This window comes from Bradyrhizobium acaciae, assembly GCF_020889785.1.
GTDB classification, from domain to species: Bacteria; Pseudomonadota; Alphaproteobacteria; order Rhizobiales; family Xanthobacteraceae; genus Bradyrhizobium; species Bradyrhizobium acaciae.
In genome coordinates this window covers 24,550-39,802 of sequence record NZ_JACMYK010000029.1, presented here as the reverse complement: position 1 = coordinate 39,802, position 15,253 = coordinate 24,550, and the positions used below count along the sequence as shown (strand labels likewise).

At 65.1% G+C, this 15,253-nt stretch carries 13 protein-coding genes; 8 read left to right on the top strand and 5 right to left on the bottom strand.

Features of this window, described 5'->3' with window-relative positions:
* Window position 1: 1 nt before the first annotated feature.
* From H8A92_RS14690 to H8A92_RS14675, 4 genes are read right to left on the bottom strand one after another with little or no spacing between them, the layout of a single operon-like run.
* Window positions 2-715: an ABC transporter ATP-binding protein gene (locus H8A92_RS14690; protein ID WP_229196482.1), complete on the bottom strand. Its 714-nt coding sequence runs from the start codon at window positions 713-715 to the stop codon at window positions 2-4.
* Entirely contained in the window at window positions 712-2,481 is a 1,770-nt protein-coding gene (locus tag H8A92_RS14685; protein WP_229196481.1) for a branched-chain amino acid ABC transporter ATP-binding protein/permease, read from the bottom strand. The genes H8A92_RS14690 and H8A92_RS14685 overlap by 4 nt, the downstream gene beginning before the upstream one ends.
* Window positions 2,478-3,521 (bottom strand): branched-chain amino acid ABC transporter permease, encoded by a 1,044-nt coding sequence (locus H8A92_RS14680; RefSeq protein ID WP_229196480.1) that lies wholly within the window; start codon window positions 3,519-3,521, stop codon window positions 2,478-2,480. The genes H8A92_RS14685 and H8A92_RS14680 overlap by 4 nt, the downstream gene beginning before the upstream one ends.
* Window positions 3,522-3,563: 42 nt before the next feature.
* Window positions 3,564-4,715 (bottom strand): ABC transporter substrate-binding protein, encoded by a 1,152-nt coding sequence (locus H8A92_RS14675; protein ID WP_229196479.1) that lies wholly within the window; start codon window positions 4,713-4,715, stop codon window positions 3,564-3,566.
* Window positions 4,716-5,339: 624 nt separating this feature from the next.
* Here H8A92_RS14675 and H8A92_RS14670 point away from each other — a divergent pair.
* From H8A92_RS14670 to H8A92_RS40655, 6 genes are all read left to right on the top strand, one after another.
* Window positions 5,340-6,119, top strand: a complete 780-nt coding sequence (locus H8A92_RS14670; protein ID WP_229196478.1) for an aspartate/glutamate racemase family protein — start codon at window positions 5,340-5,342, stop codon at window positions 6,117-6,119.
* Window positions 6,120-6,249: 130 nt separating this feature from the next.
* Window positions 6,250-7,428 (top strand): thiolase family protein, encoded by a 1,179-nt coding sequence (locus H8A92_RS14665; protein WP_229196477.1) that lies wholly within the window; start codon window positions 6,250-6,252, stop codon window positions 7,426-7,428.
* Window positions 7,425-8,666 (top strand): SDR family NAD(P)-dependent oxidoreductase, encoded by a 1,242-nt coding sequence (locus H8A92_RS14660; protein ID WP_229196476.1) that lies wholly within the window; start codon window positions 7,425-7,427, stop codon window positions 8,664-8,666. The genes H8A92_RS14665 and H8A92_RS14660 overlap by 4 nt, the downstream gene beginning before the upstream one ends.
* Window positions 8,667-8,700: 34 nt before the next feature.
* Window positions 8,701-9,483, top strand: a complete 783-nt coding sequence (locus tag H8A92_RS14655; RefSeq protein WP_229196475.1) for a cyclase family protein — start codon at window positions 8,701-8,703, stop codon at window positions 9,481-9,483.
* 57 nt (window positions 9,484-9,540) lie between these two features.
* The gene (locus H8A92_RS14650; protein ID WP_229196474.1) at window positions 9,541-10,698 is read left to right on the top strand and encodes an ABC transporter substrate-binding protein; all 1,158 of its coding nucleotides are present in this window, start codon (window positions 9,541-9,543) and stop codon (window positions 10,696-10,698) included.
* Window positions 10,699-10,765: 67 nt separating this feature from the next.
* A complete protein-coding gene (locus H8A92_RS40655; RefSeq protein WP_229196473.1) occupies window positions 10,766-11,200 on the top strand; it encodes an AMP-binding enzyme in 435 nt (144 codons plus the stop codon).
* A 12-nt stretch (window positions 11,201-11,212) separates the two neighbouring features.
* Here H8A92_RS40655 and H8A92_RS14640 read toward each other — a convergent pair whose 3' ends face one another.
* Window positions 11,213-11,719, bottom strand: a complete 507-nt coding sequence (locus H8A92_RS14640; RefSeq protein WP_229196472.1) for a MarR family winged helix-turn-helix transcriptional regulator — start codon at window positions 11,717-11,719, stop codon at window positions 11,213-11,215.
* 488 nt (window positions 11,720-12,207) lie between these two features.
* Here H8A92_RS14640 and H8A92_RS14635 point away from each other — a divergent pair, with 488 nt between their 5' ends.
* Window positions 12,208-13,779: a polysaccharide biosynthesis/export family protein gene (locus H8A92_RS14635; RefSeq protein ID WP_229196471.1), complete on the top strand. Its 1,572-nt coding sequence runs from the start codon at window positions 12,208-12,210 to the stop codon at window positions 13,777-13,779.
* A gap of 155 nt (window positions 13,780-13,934) precedes the next feature.
* Window positions 13,935-15,203 carry a GNAT family N-acetyltransferase gene (locus tag H8A92_RS14630; protein WP_229196470.1) on the top strand — a complete coding sequence of 423 codons (1,269 nt, stop codon included), beginning with the start codon at window positions 13,935-13,937 and terminating at the stop codon, window positions 15,201-15,203.
* The last annotated feature ends 50 nt before the right edge of the window (window positions 15,204-15,253 follow it).

The window sequence follows — 15,253 nt, the reverse complement described above, 5'->3', positions numbered from 1 at the left end:
CTCAGTGTCCGCCGAGATAGGCCGTGATCAGCCTGGGATCGTGGATCAGATCTTTGGCCGGGCCGGACTGCACGATCTCGCCGGTCTCCAGCACGTAGCCATAGTCGGCCGTCTCGAGCGCGGCACGGGCGTTCTGCTCGACCAGCAGGATCGACACGCCGAGGTCGCGCAACGACGCGATGGTGCGGAAGATCTCACGCACGATCAGCGGCGCGAGGCCGAGGCTGGGCTCGTCGAGCATCAGAAGCGCAGGCTTTGCCATCAGCGCGCGTCCCAGCGCGAGCATCTGGCGCTCGCCGCCGGAGAGGGTGCCGGCAGCCTGGCGTTGCCGCTCCTTCAGGCGGGGAAAGCGATCATAGACCTCGTCCAGCGTCTTCTGGACGCCCGAGCGGTCACGCAGGCTGTAGGAGCCGAGCAGGAGGTTGTCGGCGACCGACATGTCGGAGAACAGCTCACGCTTCTCCGGAACGAGGCATAGCCTGCGCTCGACGCGATCCTCGACCGACATTTTCCGGATGTCGCTGCCCCGGAACACCATGCTGCCGCGCGATGCGAGCAGCCCGATGGCGGCCATCAGCAGCGTGGTCTTGCCGGCGCCGTTCGGGCCGATGACGGTGACGATCTGTCCCTCGTCGACCGACAGCGAGACGTTGCGAACGGCTTCGACGTTGTCGTAGCAGACAGTGACGTCGGTCATGGACAACATGTGGCTCACGCGACGCCTCCGAGATAGGCCTCTTGAACCCGCTCATCGCTGCGGATCGCGCTCGGCACGCCCTCGCAGAGCTTGGAGCCGAAATCGAGCACCACGATGCGGTCGACCAGCGACATCACGAACTCCATGTCGTGCTCGACGATCAGGATGGTCAGGTGGTCCGCCCGCAGCGAGCGGAGCAGTTCCGCCAGCCGCAGCTTTTCCTGGCGGCGCAGGCCGGCAGCGGGCTCGTCCAGCACGAGGAGCGCGGGATCGGCGGCGAGCGCGCGTGCGATCTCCAGGATGCGCTGGTTGCCGAGCGGAAGGTTGCCGGCGAGCTCAAACGGCTTGTCGCCGAGCCCGACGCGCTCGAGCTGCATCAGCGCCTCGTGCCGGGCGCTGGCCTCCTCGCGCTGATTGAGACGAAAGGCGCCGGCGAACAGGCCGGTGCGGGTTCGGCTATAGGTGCCGAGCATGACGTTCTCCAGCAGGCTCATGCGCGGCCGCAGCTTGACATGCTGGAAGGTTCTGGCGACGCCGGCCTTGGCGATGCGGGATTGCGGATCGCGCGTGATCGGGCGCCCCGCAAAGACGATCTCGCCCTTGCTGACGCGCAGCGCGCCGGTCAGGCAGTTGAACATCGTGCTCTTGCCGGCGCCGTTCGGACCGATCACGGCAAGGATTTCGCCTGACCTCACCTCGAAGCTGACATTGTTGACCGCGACGAGGCCGCCGAACCGGCGCTCGGCGCCATCGACCTTCAACAGCAGCTCGCCCGGTGTCGGCTGCGCACGGCGCGGCAGCGGCGGCGCCGGCTGCGGCCGCTCGCGCCTGATCTTGGGCAGATAGCGCGCGATGGAGGGGACGATGCCCTGCCGCGCCCATTGCAGGAACAGGATGAACAGCGCGGAGAAGGCGACGATCTCGAGCTGGCCGGAGGCGCCCTTGGCGATCAGCGGCAGATAATCCTGCACGCTGTTCTTGAGCAGGGTCACGATGGCGGCGCCGACGACCCCGCCGAGCAGGCTGCCCGCACCGCCGACCATCGTCATCATCAGATATTCGATGCCCATGCTGGCATCGAACGGACCCGGGCTGATGAAGCGGCTCATATGCGCGTAAAGCCATCCGGAGAGCGCGGCCAGGAAGGCCGCGATCACGAATGTCGCGAGCTTGATCCGGAAGGCGTTGATCCCGAGGCTCTCGACCAGCGTGTTGCCGCCGCGCAGCACCCGCATGGCGCGGCCGAGCCGCGAGTCCATGAGGTTGTAGCCGAGCAGGAGTACCAGGGCGACGATGCCCCAGATCAGATAATAGATCTGGGCGCTGGAGACGAGCGCGAACGAGCCGACGCTGATCGGCGGGATCGACGAGATGCCGTTGAAGCGGCCGAGCCCCTCGACATTGCCGAACAGGAAGCCGATCGCAAGGCCCCACGCGACGGTCGAGAGCGAGAGGAAATGGCCCTGAAGCCGCAAGGTGACGACGCCGAGAATCGCCGCGACGCCACAGGTCAGAGCCACCCCGAACAGCAGGCCGAGCCAGGGCGATTGCCCGTTCAGGGCGGAGACCCATGCCGTCGCATAGGCCGCGATGCCGACGAACGCGGCCTGTCCGAACGACACGATGCCGCCGACGCCGGTGAGGAGCGCAAGGCCGATGGCGACGAGCGAATAGATGCCGATATAGTTCATCAGCGTGACGCTGAACGGGCTGAGGACGAGCGGCGCGAGCGCGAGGCAGGCGAGCACCGCTGCCGCAGCGAGCTGAACGTGAAGGCGCGTCATTCCTCGATCTCCTCCTCGGAATGCAGCGTGGCGAGGGATCGCCAGATCAGGATCGGGATCAGCAGCGAGAACACGATGACGTCTTTCAGCGCGCTGCTCTGGAACGATGCGAAGCTTTCGAGGATGCCGACCCCGACCGCGCCGATCGCGGCGCCGGGATAGCTGGTCATGCCGCCGACGATGGCGCCGACGAACGCCTTGAGACCGATCAGGAACCCGGAATCGTAGAACACGGTATTGACCGGCGCGATCAGGATGCCCGACACGCCGGCCATCAGCGAGCCCAAGAGATAGGCGATGGTGCCGGCACGCTCCGGCCGGATGCCCATCAGGCGCGAGCCGGTCCGGTTCACTGCCGTGGCGCGGAGCGATTTGCCGATCAGCGTGAAGTCGAAGAACAGATAGAGCAGGCCGCTGAAGACCAGCGCGGCGAGTACGATCAGCATGGTCTGGCCCGAGACCAGCACGCCGGCGAACTCCGTCGAGAACGACGTCAGCGGTTCGGTTCGGACCCCCTCGGGGCCGAAGAACAGCAGGCCGAGGCCGACCAGCGCGAAATGCAGCGCCACCGAAACCGTCAGCAGCAGCAGCACCGTGCCGTCGGCGATCGGGCGGAACACGATCCGGTCAAGCAGCGGAGCGATCGGCGTGATCAGCATCAGCGCCAGCACGAGCCGGACCGCAAGCGGCGGGTCCATCCGCATGGCGAGCCAGGCAATGCCGACCACTGCCAGGGGAATGGCAAGATAGAACAGCAGTGCGCGCGGCAGCAGGCGGACCTCGCCGTTGCGAATGAGCGAAATGACCTCGATCAGGGTCGCAAGGCACGCCAGCGCCACGACCAGCGCGCCTGTCCCCGGAAAGCGCTTGGCATCGAGGGCCGCAAGCGTCAGCGCGGTGAAGGCGGCGATGTCGCCGAACGGAATGAAGATGACCCGTGTCACCGTGAAGATGAGGACGGTTCCGATCGCCACCAGCGCGTAGACCGCGCCGGTGGCTATTCCGTCGATCGCAAGGATGGCTGCGATGTCGCTCGTCATGGAGACGCCGTTCCCCCGTTCTGATCGCCTGCCGTGATCCGCTTATGGTGCGTACTTCCAGGCGCCGCCGGTGAGGCGGACCACGACCAGCGAGCGCTCGTCGACCCCGGTCACCGCACCGGGCTTGAAGTTGTAGACGGCATGCACGCCGGGCAGTTCCTTGGTGCTGAGGATGGCGTCGCGGAGCGCGGTGCGGAATTCCGCCGTGCCGGGCTTCGCGGACTTCAGCGCCCGCTCCGCGGCGTTGGCAAAGATCAGCCAGGCATCGAAGGAGTAGGCGGAGAAACCGTCGGTGGTCGGAATGTTGTGGGTCTTCTGGTAGACCGCGCGGAAATCGAGCGCGATCTTCTTGGCGAAGTGGTCGTCCGGGAGCTGCTCGGCCACGATCACCGGACCGGCGGAGACCTGAATGCCCTCGGCGGACTTGCCGCCGACGGTGACGAAGTCCGGATTGACCAGGGCCACGGTGCCGTAGGTATTGCCCTTGAAGCCGCGCTCGGTGAGCGTGATGAGCGGCAGCGCGCCTTGCGTACCGGAGCCGCCGATCAGCACCGCGTCGGGACGTGTGGCCATCACTTTAAGGATCTGCGCGGTTACCGAGGTGTCGGTGCGGGCATAGCGCTCGTTGGTCTGGACCTTGATGTCGTCAGCGGACTCGGCGGCCTTGGCTCCGTTGTAAACGAGGTCGCCCCACGCGTCGGAGAAGCCGATATAGCCGATGTTCTTCATGCCGTCGCGTTTCATCCGATCGGCGACGATCTTGACCAGCAGCGACGCCGGCTGCGGCACCGACACGACCCATTGCTCCGGCGAATCCGGGAGTTTGCCGAGTGGCGAGATCGCGATCATCGGCACCTTCAATTCGCTGGCGACGGCCGCCATGGCGATGGTCGAAGGGGTCGTCGCAGTGCCGATCAGGAGGTCGACCTTTTCTTCCTCGACCAGCTTGCGCGCGTTGCGCGTCGCGGCCGACGGATCGGAGCCGTCGTCGAGCTGGATCAGGCGGATGGTCTCGCCGTTGATCGTCTTCTTGTACTCATAGGCGGCATTGATGCCGCGCCCATAGGGAATGCCGATCGACGCGCCGTTGCCGCTCAGCGAGGTGACGAAGCCGATCGTGATGTCGGCCTGCGCAGCCGGTGCCGCGAAGATGCCGGCGACAAGTGCGAGTAAGCCCAGAGTCCTCTGCCGCATTTGCGTTGTCCTCCATTGATGCTGGGTACGAATGTCTGGAAGCCGGGTAGGGAGCCCGTACTGCGAACCAACCGACTGAAATTATTGCTGCAGCGCCAGACGCCGGCGCGGCGAGAAGAAAGTTCGCTCGGCCGGGCGTCAGCGGCCATGGCGAGGCGTGCCGCTCGAACAGCAGGCGGGGCGGCGGAAATTTACAGATGTCTGTCGAAGCGGAAGCAGGCGAATGTCGCAGAAGCGAAGCGCGACCGGCGATGCTGCTGCCGCCCATCCAGGCCCGACGCTAGTCCACGCGATTGAGTCTCTCAAAATCGGTGCCCTGCAACATCATCGTCATGTTGACCGGCAGTGGCCGGCGGATGATTATTTAAAGCCTAAAGTATTCTCCGTGGCGCCGTCAACACGTGTCGCAGGACTGTCAGAAAAAAATGTTGTTGCATACAATTCCGTCAGGCTGCGCCAATTCCGTCACCTCTAGCTCCACAAAATGAGCCTCATCGCCGCGATAGCGAAGGCCCTCCGGCCGGCCCCGCCGCGCGCATTTGACGCGTCAATTAGTTTATGGTTGAAATATATGCGTCGGCAGCCGACGGCCGATGCTCCTGTCACGGTTTGTGGGGAAGGGCGATGCGCATCTTCTGGCAGAGTTTCGTCGATGCGAGCGTGAACGCGCCCTATATGGCGCGGCTGTCGGAGTACCTCAACAACATCGCCGCGGCCGGCACCACGGTTCACGTCGAGGGCATTTCGCCGCCGGACCGGGAGTTCGGCCGGCTCGCCGAATTGCGCTGCGCCGTTCAGGCGATCGACAACGGCATCGCGGCCGAAGAGAGCGGCTTCGATGCCTTCGTGATGGGCCACTTCCAGGACCCGGGGCTCTATGAGCTGCGCTCGGCGCTCGACATTCCCGTGATCGGAACCGGCGAGGCGACGTTGCTTGCGGCGTCGCAGCTCGGCCGGCGCCTTGGCCTTGTGACGCTCGATACCGTCTTCGAGGTCTGGCACTACGAGCAGGCCGAACGGTACGGCCTCGGCGATCGCGTCGTCCACGTCACCGGCCTCGGTTGCAAGCCGGAGGATTTCGCAAGTGCGTTCGCCGGCGATGAAGCGGCCCATGCCAGGATGATCGAGGATTTCATGAGCAGCGCGCTGCCGCTAGTGGAGCGCGGCGCCGACGTGGTGATCCCGGCCGGCGTGCTGCCGGGCCTATTGATCGGGCGGGAGCACGGCCTGAAGGTCGGGCACGCGCCGGTCGTGAACTGCGCCGCGGTGGCGTTGAAGAGCGCCGAGATGTGGGTGCAGCTCAGGCGGCTCAATGGCACCGAGCCGAGCCGAGGGCCGAGCTTCAAGCGTGCCAGTGCCCTCGCCCGTGACGATTTCCGGGCGATGCTCGCGCGCAAGCGTTAGCGTCCGAACAGCCGACCAGCTCTGGAGAGCCAGACGTGATGAGACCCGAGAAGGTGCCCCTGTTCGAAAGCGACCCGTGGCACTATCGATGTGACGGTGATCTGAGGCGGGCAAGCAAGGCAGGCGGCTGGTGACAAATTCGCTGCGCACACCGTATGACGGCATCGTGATGGCGGCTCCCGTCACAATCCCCTATGCGCGTTATTCCATCGAAAGCGCGCAATGGTGGATTGGCCGCGCGCTGAGTGCGCTGGTCGCGCGAGCCGGCATCAGGGTCTCCGACATCGACGGTCTCTGCGTTTCCAGCTTCACCATGGGGAACGACAGCGGGATCGGACTGACGCAGCATTTCGGGCTGTGCGTCAGATGGCTCGATACCATTCCGCTCGGCGGCGCCAGCGCCATCGCGGCTTTGCGGAAGGCGGCGCGCGCGGTGCAGGCACACGATGCCGACATCGTGGCCTGCGTGGCCGGCGATACCAACCACGTCGATTCCTTCCGCCAGACGCTCGAGAGCTTCTCGCGCTTCAACCAGGACGCGGTCTATCCCTATGGCGCGGGCGGCGCTAATGCGAGCTTTGCGCTGATCGCGCGCAACTATATGCGGACCTTCGGCGTCACGCGCGAGGACGTCGGCAAGATCGCGGTCGCCCAGCGCGCCAATGCGTTGCGCAACCCGCATGCCCTGATGAAGACGCCGCTGACGATCGAGCAGTATCTGGCAGCCCGCCCGATATCCGATCCCATTCATCTGTTCGACTGCGTCATGCCATGCGCCGGTGCCGAGGCCTTCCTGGTGATGCGGGACGAAACCGCGGCATCGCTCGGATTGCCGGCGGCGCGATTGCTGTCGACGATCGAGCGGCACAACGCCTTCGCGGACGATCCGATGCAGGTGCGCGGCGGCTGGGCGATGGATGTCGGCGAGCTCTACGCGATGGCCGGTGTGAAGCCCGACGATCTCGATATCGTCCAGACCTACGATGATTATCCTGTTATCACGATGATGCAGTTCGAGGATCTCGGCTTCTGCAACAAGGGCGAGGGCGCGGCCTTCGTTCGTCAGCACGACCTGACGATTGACGGCGACTTCCCGCACAACACCTCGGGCGGTCAGCTCTCTGCGGGCCAGGCCGGCGCCGCCGGCGCCTATCTCGGGCTGGTCGAAGGATTGCGGCAGGTGCTGGGTGAAGCCGGCCCCACGCAGGTGAAGAATGCAAAACTCGGTTTGGCCGCGGGCTTCGGTATGATCAATTATGACCGCGGCCTGGCCTCCGGCGCCGCGATCTTTGCAGGGCCTGCGCGATGATCGATCCGGTTCAGCCACCCCGGCGCAAGAATCCGCTGCTGCGGACGCGGCTTCCGGCATCGCCGCCGCGGCCACGCAGCCGGACATCGCACGGGTTCACGCGCGCGGCTGCCGAAGGGCGCTTCGTGCTGCAGCGCTGCGAGGCCTGCGGCGCCTTCGCCTATCCGGCGCGCGAGGCATGTCCCGCCTGCCTGTCGGCCGGTCTTTCCTTCGTCGATGCGCCGCGTCGCGGCGTGCTGCTGGCCGAAACCACGGCACGCGTACCAAGCGACGTTTATTTCCGCGAGCGGGCGCCCTGGCGCATTGGTCTCGTCAAGATGGACTGTGGTCCGACCATGGTGGCGCATCTGCATGCCGACTGCGTCGAGGGCGCGCCGATCGTGATGTCGTTTCAGCTCGACAAGAGCGGTCAGGCGGTGGCCTTCGCCCGACCCGAGGAGGAGACTCCCAACATGGCAGATGACAGGCAGTGGCGGGAGATGACGGCCGATCCGAAATTCCGTCGTGTGCTCGTGACCAACGGCCGCAGCGTGATCGGCCAGGAGGCGGTCGCGGCGCTGAAGGCCGCGGGCGCGAAGACGGTGTTCGTCGGCGTTGCCGAACCGTGGCGGCCGTTCGCCGGCGAGCAGCTGCTGCGCGGCCAGCAGGGGATCGAAGTCGTTACGCTCGACGTGTCAGACGAAAAGTCGGCGGCCGATCTCGCGGCCGACATCGGCGGCAAGGTCGATATCCTCGTTAACACGACCGAGTATGTGCGGCCCGGCGGCCTGCTCGACCGCAGGGGCACGAGCATCGCGCGCGACGAGATCGACCAGGCCTATCTCGGCTTCATCAATCTTGCGCAGGCCTTCGGTCCCGCCATGCGCATGCGGGGCGCGGATGGTGTCAGCAGCAGCGCTGCCTGGGTCAATATCCTGTCGGTCCATGCGCTGGCGAACTGGCCGGCGTTCGGCGCCTACTCGGCGTCGCAAGCTGCCTGCCTGTCACTGTCGCATTGTCTTCGTGCCGAGCTCAGGCCGGGCGGCGTCAAGGTGATGAACCTGTTCACCGGGCCGGTCGATACCGAGTGGTTCCAGACCGTGCCGCCGCCCAAGGTCGCGCCACGCGCAGTTGCGCAGGCCATCGTGTCCGCGCTGCGGGGCGGGCTCGAGGAGATCTATGTCGGGGACGTTGCCGAGGAAATCAGGCAGCGTCTTGCAGCCAATCCGAAAGCGCTCGAGCGCGAGCTCGACAAATAAGATCAGGATTTCAACCAAGCGGGAGGATGTGACGATGCAAAGCAAGAATCTCCTGGAGCTGGCCGGTGCGATCTCGTCCGGCGCGGTGCGCGTCGTCGATCTGACCTTCACGCTCAGCCCGGATTTTCCGGTCATCGTGCTGCCGCCGGAGTTTGGCCAGGCAGCTCCCGTTCGGATTCAGGAGATCTCGCGGTATGACGGGCGCGGTCCCGCCTGGTACTGGAACAACGTGACGTTCGGCGAGCATACCGGTACGCATTTCGATGCGCCGATTCACTGGTTCACCGGCAAGGACCTGCCGAACAATTCCGTCGACTCCATGCCTGCCAAGGACATGATCGCGCCGGCATGCGTCATCGACTGCTCGGCGGGAGCGGCGCAGGATCCGGACTTCCTGCTCACGGTCCCGCTGGTCGAAGCCTGGGAGGCGAAGCACGGACGGATTCCCGAACGGAATTGGGTTCTGCTGCGCACCGACTGGTCGAAGAAGGGTTGGCGCGACTACTCCAATCTCAGGGATGACGGCGCGCATACGCCGGGCCCGAATCCGGCCGTGATGAAATGGCTGGTTGAGGAGCGCGGCATCATCGGATTCGGCACCGAGACGATCGGCACCGACGCGGGCCAGGCCGGCCATTTCGAGCCGCCTTATCCGGCGCATCACTTCCTGCACGGCGCAGGCCGCTATGGCCTTCAATGTCTCTGCAACCTCGATCAGCTTCCCGCCACCGGTGCGGTGATCGTGGCTTCGCCCTTGAAGATCCAGAACGGTTCCGGCAGCCCGCTGCGCGTCATCGCGCTGGTTTCGGCGAACTGAAGCGAGCGGCTGGCGCTTGCCCGACAGAAGAAACGCAAATCAAGAAGGACAAGTGCCATGATCTCGATGAAGACCCTGCTGGCCTCGGCCGCGCTGCTGGTCGCCGTTCCGCAGGCCGGGCAGGCGGACATCCTGGTCGGTTTCGTCACCGGCCTCAGCGGCCCGGTGTCGTCGATCGGGATTCCAAACGCAAAGGGGATCGCGGCCGGCGAGGCCTATATCGGCGAAGTCGGCGGCGAGAAGCTCCGCGTAATCCAGCTCGATGACGCTTCCGATCCGACCGCGTCGGCGCGCAACGCGCGCAAGCTCGTCGAGCAGGAGAAGGTCGACATTCTGATCGGCACGTCTGGCGCGCCGCAGACGCTGGCGATGGCGACCGCCGCGATCGAGATGAAGATTCCGATGATCGCGGTGTCACCGATCGCGCCGGTGCCGCCGGGCGAAGGCGGGCCGTGGGTCGTGCAGACGCCGCAACCGACGCCGCTTCTCGTTCAAGGCATCGTCGATCACATGAAGGCGCGGGGGTTGAAGACCGTCGCGTTCATCGGCTTCTCGGATGCCTTCGGCGACCTCATGTACGATTCGCTGTCGCAGAGCGCCAAGGCCGCCGACATCAAGGTCATCGCCAACGAGCGATACGCCCGATCGGATTCGTCGGTGACCGCCCAGGTGCTGCGGGCGTTGGCGGCCCGTCCCGACGCCATCATGCTCGGCGGCACGGGAACGCCGGGCGCGCTGCCGGTGCTCGCGTTGTCCGAGCGTGGCTACAAGGGGCCGTTCTACGGCAACCACGGACTGATCAGCGCCGATTTCCTGCGGCTTGCCGGCAAGGCCGCCAACGGAATCATCTGCCCGACCGGGCCGGTGACCGTGGCCGAGCAGCTTCCGGCAAGCAATCCGGTCCAGAAGGTTGCGCTGGATTTCCGCGCGGCGTTCGAAAAGGCGAATGGCGAGCCGCCGACCGACTCGTTCTCGTCCTATTCCTTCGATGGCTGGCTGGTGCTGGTGGATGCGGCCAAGCGCGCGTTGGCGACCGGAGTCAAGCCCGGCTCGCCGGAGTTTCGCACCGCGCTTCGCCAGGCGCTGTTCTCCACCAAGGAGCTGGCCGGAACGCAGGGCGTCTACACCTACACGCCGGCGGATCGGCACGGCGTCGATGATCGCTCGCGTATCCTGGTTCAGATCGAGGATGGAAAGTACAAGCTGCTGCCCTGACTGAGCGGCAGGACGGTGTCGGAGAGCGACGTGCAGGCAGACGCCGGCAAGACGACGGAGCAGGGCGGTGCGACGCCGGCCCGGACGCGCGCGGTCGATTTGTTTCCGCCGCTCGAACCGTCCGGAATTCCTTCAGGTCTGTCTGGGCTGCGCGTGGCTCGGCGCGATCGTGGTGCCGATCAACACCGCGCTGCGCGGCTTGCAGCTGTCGCATATTTTTCGCAACGCGGCTTGCGCGATCTATCCGTTGCCGTCCGAATTGGGCGAGGACGAGGTCGCTGCCGCAATCCTGCTCGAGCTCGGCCAATCGTTGCAGGGCGTCGATATCGTCAGGCATTGCGAAGGGCGGATCGCCTATTTTGCGATTCCCCGCTATGTGCGCATCGTCAGCCAGATGCCGTTGACGGAGAACGGCAAGATCAGGAAGGGCGCGCTGCGCGACGCGGGCATGACCGCGGATACCTGGGATCGGGAGGCGGCCGGCGTTCGGGTGTGGCGCTAGAGCCATCTCCGTTCACGGCTTTTGCATCGCGTCCTTGACGGCGCCCTTGAGTGCGTCGAGCTCGCCGGTCAAGGCGTCGAGCCGGTCAGCCGGGAATCCCGCCAGCAGCTCGGCCAGCCATGAGCCGTGGCTCTTGGCCATGCGCCTGAAGGCTTTTCGGCCTTCGACGGTCATGCAGACGATCTGCACGCGCCGGTCCAGGTTCGAAGGCGTGCGGGTGATGAAACCGTCCTCGACCAGACGATCGACGATCGGTGTGAGGTTTCCGGCGGAGACCATCAGGCGCTTCGGCAGTTCTCCCAGCACCAATCCGCTCGGTTCGCGGTCGAGCTGGGCCAGCACGTCGAAGCGCGGCATCGTGAAATCGAATTCCTCGCGGAACCGGCGCCGCAGCTCACCCTCGATCAGCGTAGCGCAGGCAAGCAGCCGAAGCCAAAGCCGTGTCTGAGCCCTGTACTCGGCCTCCTGATCAACCCCGCTCCTGGGTGAAACCGGTGAGGACTCCTTCGCGAGTGCCAAATCAAATCTCCTGGGCATCCGGGCCTGTTGAAGGCGACGGCCCTGATGTCACCGCAAGATAGTTCGTACCAAAAGTAAATTCAAGGCTCGTTCAGGCCGCACCGAACCGGCGCACCGGCGCAGGGAATTTGCTGCACCGAAATGCGACCGCTGCGGTTTGCCGACGGACGCCCTGACCACCTCCTGGTGGGGGGATATGTTCTATACTTAAAATAAAATGTGAGAGTCCCGACCACCCATCGACTTCACTCAAAAGGGGTGCCCACAATGGGATAGTTGTGCGTCCTGCCCCCAGGGGTCACGATAGCGCAGTCTTGCTTGTCGCAGTGCTGCTTTTGGCACCACGGTCGCGTTCGGCGACGTGGCAGCCATCATCGAACGCGAAAGTCGCGTCTATGGTTGTCCAACACAAGTCCGAGCCCGCTCGGCCCATGCCACCCCAGTCTCGAAGGGTGCGGGCCGTCCTCGCTGTCGCCATCCTTGCTGTCGTGGGTGTGGCAACGGCCAAGAACTGGGGAGCGGTCGAGATACTCTCGCATGCGATGGCGCAGAAAGCGTTTGCGACGTTCGGCGCCCGGTACGACAACCCGGTTCGGGCCACAGCGCAAGTCGCCGTGGGAGCGACGTCGGAGCCGCCAAGCAGTCCGGCGGTCACCGCGGCCGCACCGAGCGACACGGCGCCTCCCACGATCGCTGAACGCTCCAAGATGGTCAGCCCGACGCGAGACGCATCGGCCGGGGACCTATGCGGCATTGGCGACAAACTCACGATTGCCTTCTACGAACGCGTCGACGTCGAGGAGGACAAATGGGGGCGTTCGTCGAGCTCGGCCCTGCGCGGTCTCGTCCAGCGTCCGGAACTGAGTGGTCCGTACACCGTCCAGGACGACGGCACGATCTCGGTGCCCCTGCTCGGCGCCGTTCGGGTTGCCGACCGATCGACGCTGCAGGTTCGCGCCGAACTGGCTGCAACCTTCGATCACCTGCTTGGCCGCAAGGGCGTGGTCAACATCCTGTCGGTCGAGCACTCACCCATCTACGTGCTCGGGCCTGTCAAGAATCCCGGCTCGTACAAATTTACATCCGGCATGACAGTGCTGCACGCAATGGCGCTGGCGGGCGGGCTCGACCGGGGCACATCGGAGCCGTGGCAGAAGATCGAGGCGGTACGTGAAATCCTCAAGCGGAGCGCGTCCGCTGACGCGATGCTGAAGCTGTTGGCGCGCGCAGCGGTGCTGAAGGCCGAGCGCGACGGCGCCGAGCCCAAGATTCCGCTCCGGCTGATCGAACTCATGGGTGCGACCGAGGCCGCCAATCTTGTCCGCGAACAGGGAGATCGGCGCAAGACCATCGCCACCGCGCGCGCAAACCGCGAGCGCGCGCTGCAGACCGCGCTGGAAGCGGCCAAGCAGGATGTCACCGTGTATGGCCGCATGGAATCGCTCGACGACCTCGTCAAGCTACGCCAGGAGCGGGTCAACAGCATGCGTGCGCTGGCGGACCGCAATGTCATCAGCGCAACGGTATTGAATCAGGTTCAGAGCGAGTTGACCGATGCCGAGCAGCGTCGGCGAGATGCGCTCAATCAGTACGCGACGGCCAAGCAGCGCCTTGCGACGCTCGAGGCCGAGGGATTTCGAATCCAGGCCGACATCAGGAACGACCTGGAGGTGGAGATCGAGGCTATCGAACGCCAGCTTTTGGACAATGAGCGCGACTTCAACATGAGTGAAGGGGTGCTCAGCACGTTGCCTGCGACCCGTGCACAGTTCGCCAAGGAGGCGAGCCGGATCACCTATCAGGTGGTGCGGCAGACGCCGGCAGGGCCGGTCGGTATCGAGTCGCTCGGGATGACCGTGTTGCAGCCGGGCGATCTCGTGAACATCGTTGTGAACGACGGCGACGCGAAGACACAGGCAAATTCGACCCAGGTCAATTCGAACCAGGTCAATTCGCCCGTCCCACCGGCGTCACCCACCGATCGACAGTCAGTTGGGCGAGCGACTAGCCGACAGGAGCTTGGCCGGGCGGTTGCGGATCAGGCGACCGGTCCAAATTGACACCCGCGCGACAGCATCCGGCCCGGCGTGCCGGCAGAAATTCTCTCCAGACATCCCAGGGAGTTACCCCGACCTGGGCATGGCCTCTGCAGCGCGCAGGGAACATGCTCCGGGATCGTCGCCGTAGCCGTTAGGGTTTTCAGGAAGTTCGACAGATGGCAGCACGTCACGATGTGTCCGTTATCGAGCCGGATTCCGATCGCGCGGCTTCGGACGAGCAGACCTGGCGCCATGATGCGCCCATCGACGTTCGCATCGAGCCCTTGCAGGATGTTGCAGGACTTGAGACTTCCTGGAAGGAGCTCGAGGAGCGGGCGACGCGTTCGTTCTATCTGTCCTGGCTCTGGATCGGCACCTGGCTCAAGCATCTGCCGCGCGGTGCGCAACCACATGTGCTGGTCGCCCGGATATCCGGGAGAACCGTCGGATTGGCGATCGTTTGCCAGCGCACGGTGTGGAGCTTCGGACCGCAGGGGCGGGCGCGTTGGCTGCTCAACGAGACCGGAGACGCTCGCTTCGACCGCCTGTTCATCGAGTATAACGGCATCCTGGCCGAACGCGCCTTGGTGGCTCCCGTTACGGCAGCATGCCTCGACGCCCTTGCGCACAGCCTGAGCGTTTCCGACGAGCTCGTGCTTTCCGGAATTGATCTGAACTTTGAGACGGTCGCTTCTCGCGCGGCTGGCGGGGCCGGCCTCTTGACCGAAGTGAGGGCGGCAGACGTTGCGCGGTGGGTCGACTTCACCAAGATACGTGAGAAGAGCGGGGATTACCGAGCCTCATTGGGCCGCAGCACACGTCAGGCCGTCAACCGCGCGATCAGGCTGTATGCCGAACGCGGCCCGGTTCAATTTCGAGTCATGGAGACGACGGCGGAGGCGCTTGCCGCGTTCGACGTGCTGGCGGGCTTTCATCAATCGCGGTGGGGTTCCAAGGGATCCTTTGCCAACCCCGGCTTCCGTCCGTTTCATGAAGACCTGATTGCTCGCGGGGTCCCCGTCGGCGCCATCCGTATCTCCCGAACGCTGGCTGGAGAGCAGACCATCGGCGTGTTGTACAATTTCGTGCACGACGGTCATGTCCTGAACTACCAAAGCGGTTTTCTCTACGAGCCGGATGGCCGGCTGAAGCCCGGTCTGGTCAGTCATGTGCTGTCGATCGAGGACAGCATGCTACGCGGCGAGTACGGTTATGATTTCCTGGCGGGGTTCGCCCGGCACAAGTCCCAGCTTGCCAATGCCGAGCACGCGATGACGTGGAGCGTCATCGGCCGGGACACGCTGGAGCGCCGCATCGAGGCGCGGATTCGGCGCGCCAAGCAGGCACTGGGACAGCTACTGCGCAAGCAAATGAACGGGCGAACGGCGGCCCTTCCGACCGGACATGACGATGGCCGTTCACCGCAAGCCGTTCAGGGGCCATGAACGGCTTCGCGAGACGTCACGTGTCCCGGTTGTCGGAAGGGAATCCAGGA